The 16344-nt window shown below is 71.6% G+C and carries 13 protein-coding genes; 7 read left to right on the forward strand and 6 right to left on the reverse strand.

Annotated elements, in window-relative coordinates; all coding sequences use genetic code 11:
- Positions 1 to 180 precede the first annotated feature (180 nt).
- Positions 181 to 3324: an isoleucine--tRNA ligase gene (ileS, locus tag ABZ923_RS37900; RefSeq protein WP_361481793.1), complete on the reverse strand. Its 3144-nt coding sequence runs from the start codon at positions 3322 to 3324 to the stop codon at positions 181 to 183.
- Positions 3325 to 3925: 601 nt separating this feature from the next.
- On the opposite strand from ileS, the gene ABZ923_RS37905 reads away from it, so the two are divergent.
- The 5 genes from ABZ923_RS37905 to ABZ923_RS37925 all read left to right on the forward strand — a co-directional run bounded on the left by ABZ923_RS37905 (position 3926) and on the right by ABZ923_RS37925 (position 9053).
- Positions 3926 to 5182 carry a TraR/DksA family transcriptional regulator gene (locus ABZ923_RS37905; RefSeq protein ID WP_361481796.1) on the forward strand — a complete coding sequence of 419 codons (1257 nt, stop codon included), beginning with the start codon at positions 3926 to 3928 and terminating at the stop codon, positions 5180 to 5182.
- Positions 5183 to 5249: 67 nt separating this feature from the next.
- A complete protein-coding gene (gene lspA, locus ABZ923_RS37910; RefSeq protein ID WP_361481799.1) occupies positions 5250 to 5891 on the forward strand; it encodes a signal peptidase II in 642 nt (213 codons plus the stop codon).
- A 63-nt stretch (positions 5892 to 5954) separates the two neighbouring features.
- Positions 5955 to 6899 (forward strand): RluA family pseudouridine synthase, encoded by a 945-nt coding sequence (locus ABZ923_RS37915; protein WP_361481802.1) that lies wholly within the window; start codon positions 5955 to 5957, stop codon positions 6897 to 6899.
- Positions 6896 to 7363 carry a GNAT family N-acetyltransferase gene (locus tag ABZ923_RS37920; RefSeq protein ID WP_361481805.1) on the forward strand — a complete coding sequence of 156 codons (468 nt, stop codon included), beginning with the start codon at positions 6896 to 6898 and terminating at the stop codon, positions 7361 to 7363. Before ABZ923_RS37915 ends, ABZ923_RS37920 begins: the two co-directional genes overlap by 4 nt.
- A gap of 103 nt (positions 7364 to 7466) precedes the next feature.
- Positions 7467 to 9053, forward strand: coding sequence for a Na+/H+ antiporter (locus ABZ923_RS37925; RefSeq protein ID WP_361481808.1), 1587 nt, complete (start codon positions 7467 to 7469; stop codon positions 9051 to 9053).
- 40 nt (positions 9054 to 9093) lie between these two features.
- Here ABZ923_RS37925 and ABZ923_RS37930 read toward each other — a convergent pair whose 3' ends face one another.
- Positions 9094 to 10200: a mechanosensitive ion channel domain-containing protein gene (locus tag ABZ923_RS37930; protein WP_361481811.1), complete on the reverse strand. Its 1107-nt coding sequence runs from the start codon at positions 10198 to 10200 to the stop codon at positions 9094 to 9096.
- 105 nt (positions 10201 to 10305) lie between these two features.
- Between ABZ923_RS37930 and ABZ923_RS37935 the strand changes: the two genes are divergently transcribed.
- Positions 10306 to 10878 carry a dienelactone hydrolase family protein gene (locus ABZ923_RS37935; RefSeq protein ID WP_361481814.1) on the forward strand — a complete coding sequence of 191 codons (573 nt, stop codon included), beginning with the start codon at positions 10306 to 10308 and terminating at the stop codon, positions 10876 to 10878.
- 18 nt (positions 10879 to 10896) lie between these two features.
- Here the strand turns inward: ABZ923_RS37935 and ABZ923_RS37940 are convergent, their stop codons facing one another.
- From ABZ923_RS37940 to ABZ923_RS37955, 4 genes are all read right to left on the reverse strand, one after another.
- Complete coding sequence (locus ABZ923_RS37940) at positions 10897 to 12567, reverse strand: alkaline phosphatase D family protein (protein WP_361481817.1); 1671 nt, start codon at positions 12565 to 12567, stop codon at positions 10897 to 10899.
- An 80-nt stretch (positions 12568 to 12647) separates the two neighbouring features.
- A complete protein-coding gene (locus ABZ923_RS37945; RefSeq protein WP_361481820.1) occupies positions 12648 to 13460 on the reverse strand; it encodes a thioredoxin domain-containing protein in 813 nt (270 codons plus the stop codon).
- A gap of 98 nt (positions 13461 to 13558) precedes the next feature.
- Positions 13559 to 14257, reverse strand: a complete 699-nt coding sequence (locus tag ABZ923_RS37950; protein WP_361481823.1) for a hypothetical protein — start codon at positions 14255 to 14257, stop codon at positions 13559 to 13561.
- 68 nt (positions 14258 to 14325) lie between these two features.
- Positions 14326 to 15651: a DUF2252 domain-containing protein gene (locus ABZ923_RS37955; protein ID WP_361481826.1), complete on the reverse strand. Its 1326-nt coding sequence runs from the start codon at positions 15649 to 15651 to the stop codon at positions 14326 to 14328.
- A 170-nt stretch (positions 15652 to 15821) separates the two neighbouring features.
- Here ABZ923_RS37955 and ABZ923_RS37960 point away from each other — a divergent pair.
- Positions 15822 to 16344, forward strand: a 523-nt coding sequence (locus ABZ923_RS37960) for a PHP domain-containing protein (protein WP_361481829.1), incomplete at its 3' end; no start/stop codon positions are given.

Consider the following 16344-nt stretch of genomic DNA (forward strand, 5'->3'; position numbering starts at 1 on the left):
CCCCGGACTTCGGTCGCGGGGGGCCCGCCCTTTTTACGCGGGTTGAGTGGCCGGTGCCGGACGCCGTGAGGCCTTCCATGGGCGCGGGGAGCCGCGTACGGCAACCGGACCGACCGCCAGACAGGAAGAAGGGCCCGGCCTCCTCGACGGAGACCGGGCCCTTCTCGAACCGCTCGGCGCTTACGCCTTGCGCAGTCGGAACGTCAGCGACAGTCCCTCGTCGGTGAACGTGGCACCGTAGCTGTCGTCGGCCTCACCCTGGCCGAAGTCGGTGGCCAGCACCTCCTCGGAGATCAGCTCGCTGTGCTCGGCCAGCGCGGCGATCACCGCGGGATCGGTCGACGTCCAGCGCAGGGCGATCCGGTCGGCCACGTCCAGGCCGCTGTTCTTGCGGGCCTCCTGGATCAGCCGGATCGCGTCACGGGCCAGGCCCGCCTGCCGCAGCTCCTCGGTGATCTCCAGGTCCAGGGCGACCGTGGCACCGGAGTCGGAGGCCACCGACCAGCCCTCGCGCGGGGTTTCCGTGATGATCACCTCGTCCGGGGCGAGCGTGACCGTCTCCCCGTCGACGTCCACCGTGGCCGTGCCCTCGCGCAGGGCGAGGGACAGCGCGGCCGCGTCGGCGGCGGCGATCGCCTTCGCCACGTCCTGCACCCGCTTGCCGAACCGCTTGCCCAGCGCCCGGAAGTTGGCCTTGGCGGTCGTGTCGACCAGGCTGCCGCCGACCTCGCTGAGGGACGCCAGCCCCTCGACGTTCAGCTCCTCGGTGATCTGCGTGTGCAGCTCCGGGTCCAGGGAGTCGAACCCGGTCGCCGCGATCAGCGCCCGGGACAGCGGCTGACGGGTCTTGACGCCCGACTCCGCGCGCGTGGCCCGGCCCAGCTCCACCAGCCGGCGGACCAGGACCATCTGCCGGGACAGCTCCGGGTCGATCGCCGACAGGTCGGCCTCCGGCCAGGCGGCCAGGTGCACGGACTCCGGTGCGTTCGGGCTGACCGGAACGACCAGGTCCTGCCACACCCGCTCGGTGATGAACGGGGTGATCGGCGCCATCAGCTTGGTGACGGTCTCCAGCACCTCGTGCAGCGTGCGCAGCGCGGCCTTGTCGCCCTGCCAGAAGCGGCGGCGCGAGCGGCGGACGTACCAGTTCGACAGGTCGTCCACGAACGCGGACAGCAGCTTGCCGGCGCGCTGGGTGTCGTACGCCTCCAGCGCCTGGGTCACCTGGTCGGTGAGCGCGTGCAGCTCGGACAGCAGCCAGCGGTCCAGCACCGGGCGGTCGGCCGGCGCCGGGTCCGCCGCGGACGGCGCCCACGCGGCCGTACGGGCGTACAGGGCCTGGAAAGCGACCGTGTTCCAGTACGTCAGCAGGGTCTTGCGGACGACCTCCTGGATGGTGCCGTGGCCGACCCGGCGCGCGGCCCACGGGGAGCCGCCGGCCGCCATGAACCAGCGCACCGCGTCCGCGCCGTGCTGGTCCATGAGCGGGATCGGCTGCAGGATGTTGCCCAGGTGCTTGGACATCTTGCGGCCGTCCTCGGCGAGGATGTGGCCCAGGCACACGACGTTCTCGTACGACGACTTGTCGAAGACGAGCGTGCCGACGGCCATCAGCGTGTAGAACCAGCCGCGGGTCTGGTCGATCGCCTCGGAGATGAACTGCGCCGGGTACCGGCTCTCGAACAGCTCCTTGTTCTTGTACGGGTAGCCCCACTGCGCGAACGGCATCGAGCCCGAGTCGTACCAGGCGTCGATGACCTCCGGCACGCGCGTGGCCGTCTTCCCGCAGCCCTCGTGCGGGCAGGCGAAGGTGACCTCGTCGATGTATGGCCGGTGCGGGTCCAAGGCCGACTGGTCGGTGCCGGTCAGCCCGGTCAGCTCCGCGCGGGAGCCGACGCAGGTGAGGTGGTCGTCCTCGCAGCGCCAGATCGGCAGCGGGGTGCCCCAGTAGCGGTTGCGGGACAGCGCCCAGTCGATGTTGTTGTTCAGCCAGTCGCCGAAGCGGCCGTGCTTGACCGTCTCCGGGAACCAGTTCGTCTTCTCGTTCTCCTGGATCAGACGGTCCTTGATCGCCGTCGTGCGGATGTACCAGGAGGGCTGCGCGTAGTAGAGCAGCGCGGTGTGACAGCGCCAGCAGTGCGGGTAGCTGTGCTCGTACGGCAGGTGCTTGAAGAGGAGGCCGCGCTGCTGGAGGTCCGCGGTGAGCTGTTCGTCCGCCTTCTTGAAGAAGACGCCGCCGACGAGCGGGACGTCCTCCTCGAAGGTGCCGTCCGGGCGGACCGGGTTCACCACGGGCAGGCCGTAGGAGCGGCAGACCTTGAGGTCGTCCTCACCGAAGGCGGGGGACTGGTGGACCAGACCCGTGCCGTCCTCGGTGGTGACGTAGTCGGCGTTCACGATGAAGTGCGCCGGCTCGGGGAACTCCACGAGCTCGAACGGACGCTGGTACGTCCAGCGCTCCATCTCCGCGCCGGTGAAGGTCTCGCCCGTGGTCTCCCAGCCGTCGCCGAGCGCCTTGGCGACGAGCGGCTCGGCGACGACGAGCTTCTCCTCGCCGTCGGTCGCGACGACGTAGGTGACCTCGGGGTGCGCGGCGACCGCGGTGTTGGACACCAGGGTCCAGGGGGTCGTCGTCCACACCAGGAGCGCGGCCTGGCCGGCGAGCGGACCGGAGGTGAGCGGGAAACGGACGTACACCGACGGGTCGACGACCGTCTCGTAGCCCTGCGCCAGCTCGTGGTCGGACAGGCCGGTGCCGCAGCGCGGGCACCAGGGGGCGACGCGGTGGTCCTGGACGAGGAGCCCCTTGTTGAAGATCTCCTTCAGCGACCACCACACCGACTCGATGTACTCGGGGTCCATCGTGACGTAGGCGTCGTCCAGGTCGACCCAGTAGCCCATGCGGGTCGTCAGGTCGGCGAAGGCGTCGGTGTGGCGGAGCACGGACTCCCGGCACTTGGCGTTGAACTCGGCGATGCCGTACGCCTCGATGTCCTTCTTGCCGGAGAAGCCCAGCTCCTTCTCGACGGCCAGCTCGACGGGGAGGCCGTGGCAGTCCCAGCCGGCCTTGCGGGCCACGTGGTAGCCGCGCATGGTGCGGAAGCGGGGGAAGACGTCCTTGAAGACGCGCGCCTCGATGTGGTGGGCACCGGGCATGCCGTTGGCGGTGGGCGGGCCCTCGTAGAACACCCACTCGGGGCGGCCCTGGGACTGCTCCAGGCTCTTGGCGAAGACCTTCTGCTCGCGCCAGAAGTCGAGCACGGCGTGCTCAAGAGCGGGCAGGTCGACCTGTGCGGGCACCTGGCGGTACGTCGGCGCTGTCATCTGCGAGCATCCTCCAACGGACTTGCTGCCTTCCGTCGGAGGGACGAGAGCCTTTCCTGTCCACGCCGTGTGCGGCGCGCTCCCGCGGTACCACCCTCCTTGGCCCTCCGCCGCGCCGTGTGCGCCGGTGAGCCCCCTCATTGGGGTCGCGAAGCCGGCTCTACTCGCCGCCGCCCTCGGGCTGCGGCTTTCTTCCGGCGGCTCCGGGGTGATCTTCACGTCGCGCTCGCCCCCGGGCTCACACCGTCCCCGGGTCGCTCTGGGCTGCGTACGCCGCTACTCGTCCCCATCCACGCTTTTCGCTCCGCCCAGTGTACGGCGCCGCGCGGACAGCGGCCGACCGGTTTTCCGCGCGGCCGGGCGGACGCGGTGCGGCCGGGGCGGATGACCCGAATGGCGAGGGGGCGGGCGCGCGGGTCCGTACGGGCCCGGACCGGCGGATTACCCGGCGGGGAGCTGGGCACAACGGATGCAGGCCCGTGGCTCGGGGGGTGCGGGCGGGCGAATCGGGCGGTGTGCCCCGTTGCCGCGGGACTCGAGTCGATTTATCGTCCCAGCACGATTCGCGAGCAAGATCACAATATGTGAAGGGGCCGCGGCCATGGTGGCGAAGAAGACCGCCGTACAGCAGCCGGCGACCGGGAAGACCGGCGCGAGGCCTGCCACCAAGAAGACGGCTCCGAGCACGACGGCCGCCACGAAGACGGCTGCCGGGAAGACGGCCGCCGCGAGGACGACGACTGCCCAGGCGGCCGCCGCGGAGCCCGCGGCCGGGAAGCCGGGCGCTCCGGGGACGGCTGCCAAGCGGACGGCAGCGGCCAAGGAGGTCGCCAAGAAGGCGGTCACCAGGAAGCCGGCCGCCGGGAAGGCGGTGTCCGAGAGGGCGGGCTCCGGGAAGGCGGGCTCCGGGAAGGCGGGCTCCGAGAAGGCAGGCTCTGGGAGGGCAGGTTCCGGGAGGGCAGTGGTGAAGAAGGCGGTCGGGAAGAAGCCGGCCGCCGACAGGACGGCCGTGAACGACGCGGGCGTGAAGGACGCGGCCGTGAAGGACGCGGTGGTGAAGGACGGGGCAGTGAAGGACGCGGTGGTGAAGAAGAAGACCGCCGCCGCGAAGGCCGGGGTGAAGAAGACGGCTGCGAAGAAGGCGGTCGTCACGACGACGGCCGCGAAGAAGGCGGCCACCCGGGAGACCACCGTCCAGGAGACGGACGCCAAGGAGTCGGCCACTAAAGAGACCGGCGTCAAGAAGACCGCCGCCAAGGAGACCGGCGCCAAGAAGACCGCCGCCCACCAGGCCGCGGTGACGGCGGCGGCCGAGAAGAGCACGAGTACGGCCAAGAAAGCGGGCGCGGCGCGGGCCGCCAAGCAGACGGGAGCCACGACAGTGGTTGCGAAGAAGACTCCTGGCACGGCCACGGCGGCACAGACCGCCGTTCCCAAGGCACGCATCGCCGCGGCGGAGCCCGGCGAGCTGGCGGTGCGCCCCGGGGAGGACCCCTGGACCCCGGAGGAGGTCGCCGAGGCCCGCGCTGAACTGGAGTCCGAGATGACGCGGCTCCAGGAGGAGATCAGCTCCTCCGAAGCGTCCCTGGTCGGCCTGATGCGGGACTCCGGGGACGGCGCCGGCGACGACCAGGCCGACACCGGCACCAAGAACATCACGCGCGAGCACGAGCTGGCGCTGGCCGCCAACGCGCGCGAGATGCTGGTCCAGACCGCGCGCGCCCTGGAACGGCTGGACGCGGGCACCTACGGTCTGTGCGAGAACTGCGGCAATCCCATCGGCAAGGCCCGTATGCAGGCGTTCCCGCGGGCCACCCTGTGCGTGGAGTGCAAGCAGAAGCAGGAACGCCGCTCCTGAGCGTGAGGGGCCCTGGGGGCGTGCCGTAGTCTCGTCCCCAGTCAGGCACCTAGGTTGAGGGACTCACGTGGCAGAGGCGGAGCGCATCATCGGTACGCCGGACACCCCGGACGACGGCGGCGAGCGGACGGCGGCGGACGGGGCCCCCGCCGGCTCCGGTGCGCCCGGGGATGCCGGCGCGTCCGGTGCGGGCCAGCAGGGGGCCCCGGCGCGGCGGACCGGCCGCGGGCGCCGGATCGCCGTGCTGTTCGCGGTGGCCGCGTTCGCGTACGCCCTCGACCTGATCAGCAAGATGCTCGTCGTCTCCCGGCTGGAGGGCCACGCGCCGATCCAGGTCGTCGGGGACCTGCTGGAGCTGCACGCCATCCGCAACCCCGGCGCCGCCTTCGGCTTCGGCGCGGCCTTCACGGTGATCTTCACGCTGATCGCCGCGGCCGTGATCGTGGTGATCATCCGGCTGGCCCGCAAGCTGTACAGCTTCCCCTGGGCGGTCGCGCTCGGGCTGCTGCTCGGCGGCGCGCTCGGCAATCTCACCGACCGGATCTTCCGGGCGCCGGGCGTCTTCGAGGGCGAGGTCGTGGACTTCATCGCGCCCAGGGGCTTCGCGGTGTTCAACCTCGCCGACTCGGCGATCGTGTGCGGCGGCATCCTGATCGTGCTGCTGTCCTTCCGCGGCCTCGACCCCGACGGCACGGTCCACAAGGACTGAGGTCGGGCCGGGTTTTCCACAGGCTCGTTCGGTGCCGTCTCACCCGTCCGGCATACTCGACGGGTGAGCACGATTCCCGAGATCCGTACCCTGCCCGTGCCCGACGGCCTGGAGGGCGAGCGCGTCGACGCCGCCATCTCCCGCATGTTCGGCTTCTCCCGCACGAAGGCGGCCGAGCTGGCCGCGGCCGGCAAGGTCCAGGTCGACGGCGCGGTGGTCGGCAAGTCCGAGCGGGTGCGCGGCGGCGCCTGGCTCGAGGTCGAAATGCCGCAGGCGCCCGCGCCGGTGCAGGTGGTCGCGGAACCGGTCGAGGGCATGGAGATCGTGCACGACGACGATGACGTGGTCGTGATCGTCAAGCCGGTCGGCGTGGCCGCGCACCCGTCGCCGGGCTGGTCCGGCCCCACCGTCATCGGCGGCCTCGCCGCCGCCGGGTACCGGATCTCCACCTCCGGCGCCGCCGAGCGCCAGGGCATCGTGCACCGCCTGGACGTCGGCACCTCGGGTCTGATGGTGGTCGCCAAGTCGGAGCGGGCGTACACGTCGCTCAAGCGCCAGTTCAAGGAGCGCACGGTCGACAAGCGCTACCACACCCTGGTCCAGGGCCACCCGGACCCGACGAGCGGCACCATCGACGCCCCGATCGGCCGCCACCCCCAGCACGACTACAAGTGGGCGGTCACGGCCGAGGGCAAGCCCTCGGTGACCCACTACGACCTCATCGAGGCCTTCCGCGCCGCCTCCCTGCTGGACGTCAAGCTGGAGACGGGCCGCACCCACCAGATCCGCGTCCACATGGCCGCCCACCGCCACCCGTGCGTCGGCGACCTCACCTACGGCGCCGACCCGACCCTCGCCAAGCGGCTGCGCCTGACCCGCCAGTGGCTGCACGCCGTCCGCCTCGGTTTCGAGCACCCCGGCGACGGCACCTGGGTCGAGTTCGCGAGCGACTACCCGGAGGACCTCGGCAAGGCCCTCGACCAGGTCCGCGAGGAGACCTGGGCGTGAGCCCGGCCTACACCGTCCGGGTCGCCGAGGACCCCGCCGACCGCGAGGCCTGCTTCGCGGTCCGCAAGGCGGTCTTCGTGGTCGAGCAGGGCGTCGCCGAGGACATCGAGTACGACGCCTACGACGCCGTGGCCGTGCACGTGCTGGCGGTCCGCGAGGACGGGCTGCCGCTGGGCACCGGGCGGCTGCTGCACGGCGAGGCGGCGGCCGGGAAGACCGGCGGGGACCCGGCGGTGGGTTCCCTGGGACGGCTCGCCGTCTCGCGCGAGGCGCGCGGGCTCGGCGTCGGCGCCGCCCTGGTGCGCGCCATCGAGGACGCGGCACGCGCCCGTGGCCTCACGGCGGTGGACCTGCACGCCCAGACCCACGCCCTGGGGTTCTACGAGCGGCTCGGCTACGCGGCGTACGGCCCGGAGTTCCCGGACGCCGGCATACCGCACCGGGCGATGCGCCGGTCACTGTAGCGGCGGGCCCCACCGCGGGCGCGCGGGCCGGGACGGCCGGGGCGCGGGCGGCATGGCAGGCTTGAGGTCTGCCGTGTGATCGTCGACCCCCGGAGCGCCGTCCGTGGATCAGCTGGCTCTGTTGTTCGTCCTGCTGCTCGGGGCCCTGGTGAGCGTCCCGCTGGGGGAGCGGTTCGGGGTGCCGGCGCCGGTGCTGATGACCTTGTTCGGCGGGGCGCTGGCGGTGGCCGAGTTCGTGCCCAACGTGAACATCCCGCCCGACCTGATCCTGCCGGGGCTGCTGCCGCCCCTGCTCTACGCCGCCGTGCGCCGCACGTCCTGGCGGCAGTTCGCGGCCAACCTCCGGCCGATCTTCCTGCTGGCCGTGGCCCTGGTCTTCGTCACGACGGTGTGCGTGGCGTTCATGGCCAACGCGATCGTGCCCGGGCTGCCGATCGCGGCCGCCGTCGCGCTGGGCGCCCTGGTCGCGCCGCCCGACCCGGTCGCCGCGACCAGCGTCGCCGGACAGCTGGGGCTGCCGCGCCGCCTGGTGTCGATCCTGGAGGGCGAGGGCCTCTTCAACGACGTGACCGCGATCGTGCTGTACCACGTGGCGATCGCCGCGGCCGTGAGCGGCACGTTCTCGCCCTGGCGGGCCGGCCTGGACCTGGTGCTGTCCGCGGTCGTCGCGGTGGCCGTCGGCCTGGTGCTGGGCTGGGGCGCGAACAAGCTGATGGACCTGCTGGGCGACCCGACCCTGCAGATCGGCATGACCCTGCTGGTGCCGTACGCCTCCTACGTGCTCGCGGAGCGGCTGCACGGCTCCGGGGTGCTCGCCGTGCTCACCACGGCGCTCTTCCTCGCCGAGTACGCCTCGGACGCCGACGACGTGATGACCCGGCTCGCCGGGCACACCTTCTGGGACATCATCGACACCCTCGTCACGGGCGTCGCCTTCGGACTCATCGGCCTGGAGCTGCACAACGCCATCCGCACGGCCCAGGGGCGGTGGGGCGAGATGCTCGGCTGGGCGGCCGCCGTCGTGGGCGTGGTGGTCGTCGTACGGCTGCTGTGGCTGCTGCCGGCGACCTGGCTGACCAAACGGCTGCACGCCCGCCGGGACTACGACGAGGAGATCCCGGTGAGCTGGCGGGAGACCGTCGTGATGTGGTGGTCCGGGATGCGCGGGGTGGCCTCGGTGGCGCTGGCGCTGGCCGTGCCGCTGCGCACCGAGGACGGCTCCCCGTTCCCTGACCGGGACGAGATCATCTTCATCGCCTTCGGTGTGATCATCGTCACGCTGGTGCTGCAGGGGCTGACCCTGCCGTGGCTGGTGCGGCGGCTCGGCGTGCGGGCCGACTCCGAGCGGGAGAAGGAGTTCGAGAAGGAACTGGCGGTGCGGGCCGCGAAGGCGGCCAAGCGCCGGCTGCGGGAGATCGAGCAGGTGGAGGAGCTGCCCGAGGAGCTGTCCGAGCAGATGCTGCGGCGCGCCTTCGACATCGGGATCCGGATCAGCCCGGACATGGGGGAGGAGGAGCGGCGGGAGGCGCACCACCAGCGGGCCAGGCGGCTCAAGCGGGTGCGGCGCATCCAGAACGAGATGCTGAGCGCCGCCCGGCACGAGGTCCTGGCGGCGCGCAGCGAGCCCGGGGCGGATCCGGAGATCGTGGACCGGGTGCTGCGCCACCTCGACGTACGGAGTCTGCGCTGAGCACCCGGTCCCGGGCGGGCGGAACGAGCGGTGCGGCCGGTCAGCCGCGGCCGGTGCGCGGGAACTCGTAGGCCCTGCGCAGCGAGGCACCGTCGGGGGACGGGACGCGGTACGGCGGGAGCACCGCGTCCGCGGTGTTCACCCGGGGCAGCGCGTAGGGGTGCTCCGCGGACAGCCAGGCGATCATCTGCTCGCGGACCGTGACCCGCACCGTCCAGATGTCGTCCGCGTCCTTCGCGGTCACCAGGGCGCGCACCTGGATGGTGTTCGGGGTGGTGTCCGTCACCTGCAGGCCGTAGGCGCGGCCGTCCCAGGCCGGGCAGTGGCGCAGGATGTCGCGGAGCTTCTCGCGCATCGCCTCGATCGGCGCGCTGTGGTCGAGGTGCCAGTAGACGATCCCGGTCATCTGCGGGGTGCCGCGGGACCAGTTCTCGAAGGGCTTGGAGGTGAAGTACGACACGGGCATGGTGATCCGGCGCTCGTCCCAGGTCCGGACCGTCAGGAAGGTGAGGGTGATCTCCTCGACGGTGCCCCACTCGCCGTCGACCACGACGGTGTCGCCTATGCGCACCATGTCGCCGAAGGCGATCTGCAGCCCCGCGAACATGTTCGAGAGCGTCGACTGGGCGGCGACACCTGCGATGGCGGCGATGATGCCCGCCGAGGCCAGCAGGGAGGCGCCCGCCGCGCGCATCGCCGGGAACGTCAGCAGCATCGACGAGGCGGCCACGACGATGACGATCGCGGACACCACTCGCATGATCAGCTCCACCTGCGTGCGCACCCGGCGCACCCGGGCCGCGTCGCGGTGGGCGCGGGCGTAGCGGGTGTAGGTGGTCTCGACGATCGCCGCGGCGATCCGGATCACCAGCCAGGCGGCCGAGCCGATCAGCACCAGCGTCAGTGTCCGGCCGATGCCGACCTGGTGCCGCTCCAGCAGCTTCGCCTGGTCGTACGAGCCGCGCAGCATGGCGGCGCACAGCACGAGCTGGTACGGGATGCGGGCACGGCGTAGCAGCCCCCACAAGGGTGTGTCGTGATTGCGTTCGTCGGCCTTGCACAGCAGCCGGTCGGTGCCCCAGCCGATGGCCAGGGTCAGCAGCACCGTGCCGCCGAGCACGATCAGGGGGCGGAGTACGTTCTCCATGCCTCCGCTCCTAACCGGCGCGCGGAGGCCTTGAACATGTGAGTTCGGCGGGTTCCTGGGTACGGCGGCACCGGCACTGTCGTAGCCGGCTGGCACCATGGCCTCATGAACATCATGCTCTTTCACTCGACCTACGGGCTCAGGCCCGCGGTGCGCGAGGCCGCGGACCGGCTGCGCGCGGCGGGCCACGAGGTGTGGACGCCGGACCTCTTCGAGGGGCACACGTGCGACACCGTCGAGGCGGGCATGGAGTTCAAGGAGCGGATCGGCAAGGAGGAGCTGCTCAAGCGGGCCGTGCTGGCGGCGGCGCCGTACTCCGACCGGGGGCTGGTGTACGCCGGGTTCTCGCTCGGTGCCTCCATCGCCCAGACCCTGGCGCTCGGTGACGACAACGCGCGCGGGCTGCTGCTCCTGCACGGCACGTCGGACATCGCGCCGAACGCGCAGGTGGACGAGCTGCCGGTGCAGCTGCACGTGGCCGAGCCGGACCCGTTCGAGACGGACGACTGGCTGAGCGCCTGGTATCTGCAGATGGGCCGGGCGGGCGCCGATGTGGAGATCTACCGGTACGCCGGGGCCGGGCACCTCTACACCGACCCCGGACTGCCGGACTACGACGAGGAGGCCGCCGAGGCCACCTGGCGGGTGGCGCTCGGCTTCCTCGAGTCGCTCGGCTGAGCGGTTGCAGCCGGGCGGTTACACCGGGTCGTAGGTCCGCTCGATCTTCTGCGTGCCGCTGCGCGTGCGGTAGGAGCGCACCCAGCTGGAGGTGGCGTTCGCGTCGGCGCGGTCGGACAGGACGTAGTAGTCCATCTGGGCGCGCTCGGCGGTGATGTCCAGCACGCCGTAGCCGTGCCGGTCGGTGTCCACCCAGTGGACGTGCCGGTTGGCGGCCTTGATGACCGGCGCGGCGACCGCGGAGACCGTGCCCTCGGGCACCTTCACGATGTCGTCCAGGTTGTCGGAGGTCACCGAGGTCACCACGAACTCGGTGGCCGCCGACGCCGACAGCGGGTAGGTGCCCGCGTCCACCGGCACGTCGTTGGCCCACGCCATGTGGATGTCACCGGTCAGGAAGACGGTGTTCCCGATGGCGTTGGAGCGCAGGTGGGTCAGCAGCTCGCGGCGGTCGTCGGTGTAGCCGTCCCACTGGTCGGTGTTGGCGGCGATGCCCTCCTGCGGAAGACCCAGCAGCTTGGCGAGCGGTTTGAACAGGTCGGCGGAGAGGGAGCCGAAGGAGAACGGCGAGATCATCACCGAGTTGCCGACCAGCCGCCACCGGGTGTCGGAGGCCTTCAGGCCCGCCTTCAGCCAGTCGAGCTGGGCGCGTCCGGTGAGCGTGCGGTCCGGGTCGTCCACCGAGCCGCTCGCCGTGGACGCCTGCTGGGAGCGGAAGGAGCGCAGGTCCAGCAGGGACAGGTCGGCGAGTTTGCCGAAGCGCAGCCGCCGGTAGGTGGTGCCGGCGACGGCCGGGCGGACCGGCATCCACTCGAAGTAGGCCTGCTTGGCGGCGGCCTGACGGGCCGTCCAGGTGCCCTCGGCGCCCTCGGTGTGGTTGACCGCGCCGCCCGACCAGGCGTTGTCGGCGAACTCGTGGTCGTCCCAGATCGCGATGACCGGCGCCTTCAGGTGCAGGGCCTGGAGGTCGGGGTCGGTCTTGTACCTGGCGTGCCGGATCCGGTAGTCGGCGAGGGTGAGGATCTCGTTGGCCGGCGCGTGCGGGCGGACGACCTTGCCGCGGTTGGCGTACTCGCCGGACTTGTACTCGTAGATGTAGTCGCCGAGATGCAGCCAGGCGTCCAGGTCGTTGCGCGCGGCGAGGTGGCGGTAGGCGGAGAACCAGCCCGCCTCCCAGTTGGCGCAGGAGACCACGCCGAAGCGCAGGGAGGGGACGGCCGCGTCCGCCGCCGGCGCGGTGCGGGTGCGCGCCACCGGGGAGTCGGTGCCGCCGGCCGAGAAGCGGAACCAGTAGTCGGTGGCCGGCTCCAGGCCGCGGATGTCGGCCTTCACGGTGTGGTCGGAGGCGGCCGTCGCGGTGGTGGAGCCCTTGGCGACGACGGTGGTGAACGCCTTGTCCCTGGCGACGGTCCAGCTGACCTCGGTGTCCGGGCCGAGCCCGGAGCCGGGTATCGCCTCCGGAGTCGGGGTCACCCGGGTCCACAGCAGGACGCCGTCGGGCAGCGGGTCGCCGGAGGCGACGCCGTGCAGGAAGGCGGGGGCGTCCGTGGCGGCGCGGGCCGGCAGCGCGGCGGCCAGCGGGCCGGCCAGGACAGCGGTCGCCGCCGCGGCCTTGACGACCGTACGGCGGCGGGGGGAAAGCGAGCCGAGGTTCTGGGAGGCCTCGGACGATCTGTATCGACTGGTCACGGACGATCAGGTTACTGATCGGTACGCGCGAGGGCGGGCGAACCGGCAAAAGTTCGCCCGCCCTTTGACGGATTGTCGGCTCAGCCCTTGAGGGCCGCCTCCAGCGCGGTGTTGAACTCGGCTGCCGACATGGGCGCGTTCTTGCCGTCGGAGCCCGTCAGCTTCTTGCCGTCCATCTTCAGCGTCGGGGTGCCCGAGATGCCGTCCCTGTTGAAGATCTTGGACTCCTCCAGCGCCCACCGGTCGTAGGTGCCGTCCTTCACCGCCTTCTGGAACGCCGCGTTCCCCTTCAGGGCGGGGACCGTGTCGGCGATCCGGATCAGATAGGCGTCGTCCTTGAACGTGTCGGTGGTCTCCGCGGGGTGCCACTTCTTCGTGTACATCGCGGACTTGTACTCGAGGAAGGCCTCGGGGCTGACGTCGAGCGCGGCGCCCAGGGCGCTGAGCGCGTTCCTGGAGCCCTCACCGGTCAGGTTCCGGTCCAGGAAGGTGGCGCCGACGTACTGGATCTTGAACTTGCCGGCGTCCAGGTCCTTCTTGATGGTCGGGCCGACCGCCTGCTCGAAGTCGGCGCAGACCGGGCAGCGCGGGTCCTCGTACATCACCAGGGTCTTCTTGGCGCTGCTCTTGCCGAGGACGATCGTCGTGCCGTCCTTGCCCGTGGTGTGGGCCGGCTTGACGAGCTTGTCCTTCTTGGCGGCCTCCCAGTAGGCGGGCTTGTTCGCCTGGACGACGGCCCAGCCGATGCCGCCGGCCGCGGCCAGGACGCCGACCACCGAGGCGGCCACGATCAGCTGGCGCCTGACCTTGGCGCGCTTGGCCTGCCGCTCGCGCTCCTGGCGCAGCCGCTCCCGGGCCGCCGTCTTCGCCGCCTGGCTGTTCCGCTTGCTCATGTTGGTGATCTCCATAGGGGACGCGCACACGTCGTACGCGGGATACGTGTGGGGGACTGATCGTGCTCAGCTGCCGTCCGCCGCGGGACGGCCGTCGCTCAGGCGAAGGCCGGCGCGGTGGCGGCGGGGGCGGAGCACGGCGGTCCACGCCGTCCCAGGGAGTGCACGAGGAGCCGGTCGCGGGCGGTGGCGCGGCGCGGGGCCGGGCGGGCCGGCCGGCGGTCCGGCAGCGGCCGTGCGGCGACCGCGGCCACCGCGAGCAGCAGCGGCCGGAAGGTGGTGGCGGCGACCGCGCGCAGCAGCTGGGTCAGTGCCCGCTCGCCCCGGCGCAGCCAGGCGGCGGCGAGCAGCCCCACGCCGATGTGCGCGGCCAGCAGCAGCCAGGCCGCGGCCGGGCTGGCGTGGGCGAGCAGCGCGCCCGCGCGGTCGGTGGCGCCGGTCATCCGGGCCAGCGGGGTACCCACCCGGCCCTCGCACAGCACGTCCAGGCCGACCGCCCGCAGCGGACCGGCGACCGGGCCGCCCGCCCGGCCGTAGCAGGTGTGCTGGCCGGTGGTGAACACCGTGTCGGCGGCCAGCTCCAGCGGGATCAGCAGGGCCGCGATCCGGCCGAAGCCGCGCTCCCGGCCCGCCAGCGCGTACGCCGTGACGAACACCCCGGCGGCGACCGCGCCCACGGTCGCCAGCGGCAGCGGAGCACGGGACAGCAGGACGTGCGACGCGGTGCTGAGCGTCACGACGAAGGCCGTGAACAGCGCCGCGCGCACGGCTCTGAGCTGGGTCCCGGATATGTCCATAGCGAGAGAAGAGTCTGTCACGTACGCGGGTAAGGGACCCCTAAAGGGTGCCTGTGAACCCGCGTTGGTCACAGCCCCGGAATCCGGCCGTTGCGGAACAGGTCGAGGAAGATCTGGTGGTCCGCACGCGCGCGTGCGCCGTAGCCGTGCGCGAAGTCCACCAGCAGGGGCGCGAAGCCCTCCTCGTCGGCCGCGAGCGCCGCGTCGATGGCCCGCTCGGTGGAGAACGGCACCAGCGACTCGCCGGAGGTGTCGTCCGCCGCCGCGTGCATCGTGGCGGTGGCCCGGCCCAGGTCGGCGACGACGGCCGCGATCTCCTCCGGATCGTCGATGTCGTCCCAGGCCAGGTCCACGGCGTACGGCGAGACCTCGGCGACCAGCTGGCCCGCGCCGTCCAGCTCGGTCCAGCCCAGCCACGGGTCGGCGTGCGCCTGCAGGGCGCGCTGGGAGATCACCGTGCGGTGGCCCTCGTGCTGGAAGTACTCCGCGATGGCCGGATCCGTGATGTGCCGGGACACGGCCGGGGTCTGGGCCTGCTTGATGTAGATCACGACATCGTTCTCCAGGGCGTCGCTGTGGCCCTCCAGGAGGATGTTGTACGACGGCAGGCCCGCCGAGCCGATGCCGATGCCCCGGCGGCCCACGACGTCCTTCACCCGGTACGAGTCCGGGCGGGCCAGGGAGGAGTCCGGCAGGGTCTCCAGATAGCCGTCGAAGGCCGCCAGGACCTTGTACCGGGTGGCCGCGTCCAGCTCGATGGAGCCGCCGCCCGGGGCGAAGCGGCGCTCGAAGTCACGGATCTCGGTCATCGAGTCCAGCAGTCCGAACCGGGTCAGCGCGCGGGCGTCACGCAGCGCGTCCAGCAGCGGACCCTGCGCGGTGTCCAGCGTGAACGGCGGCACCTCGTCCCGCTTGGCGCCCGTGGCCAGGGCGCGGATGCGCTCGCGGTAGGCGGCGGCGTAGACCGTCACCAGCTCGGTGATCTGGGCGTCGCTCAGCGCCTTCGCGTACCCGATGAGCGCGACGGACGCCGCGAAGCGCTTGAGGTCCCAGGTGAACGGGCCGACGTAGGCCTCGTCGAAGTCGTTGACGTTGAAGACCAGGCGGCCGTTGGAGTCCATGTACGTGCCGAAGTTCTCGGCGTGCAGATCGCCGTGGATCCACACGCGCGAGGTGCGGTCGTCCAGGTACGGTCCGCCGCGCTTCTCCGCGTCGAGGTCGTGGTAGAAGAGGCACGCCGTGCCCCGGTAGAACGCGAAGGCCGAGGCCGCCATCTTGCGGAACTTCACCCGGAACGCGGCCGGGTCGGCGGCCAGGAGCCGGCCGAAGGCGGTGTCGAAGACGGCGAGGATCTCCTCGCCGCGCTGCTCCTCGTCGAGCTGGGGGACCGACATCGCGGGGTGCCTCCTGGTGCATTGCCTGTACGACAGCGTTTCTGCCGTACCCAACGCATGAAGGTACGCGGAGGTGCCCGGCCCGTGTCAGTGGCGAGGCATAGACTTCGACGCTGACCCCCAGAACCGTCCGCCCGCCGTCGCCGAGTGTTTCCCCCGGAGGCCTCACCGTGTCAAAGCCGCCCTTCACGCACCTGCACGTCCACACCCAGTACTCGCTGCTGGACGGTGCCGCGCGGCTGAAGGACATGTTCAACGCGTGCAACGAGATGGGCATGACGCACATCGCCATGTCCGACCACGGCAACCTCCACGGCGCGTACGACTTCTTCCATTCCGCGAAGAAGGCCGGAATCACCCCGATCATCGGGATCGAGGCGTATGTCGCCCCTGAGTCCCGGCGCAACAAGCGCAAGATCCAGTGGGGCCAGCCGCACCAGAAGAAGGACGACGTCTCCGGTTCCGGTGGTTACACCCACAAGACGATGTGGGCCGTGAACAGGACCGGCCTGCACAACCTCTTCCGGCTCTCCTCGGACGCCTACGCCGAGGGCTGGCTGCAGAAGTGGCCCCGGATGGACAAGGAGACCATCGCCCAGTGGTCCGAGGGCATCGTCGCCTCCACCGGCTGCCCCTCCGGCGAGGTGCAGACCCGGCTGCGCCTCGGCCACTTCGACGAGGCCCTGAAGGCCG

The organism is Streptomyces sp. NPDC046881 (genome assembly GCF_040645015.1).
In the GTDB taxonomy this organism is placed as follows: Bacteria; Actinomycetota; Actinomycetes; order Streptomycetales; family Streptomycetaceae; genus Streptomyces.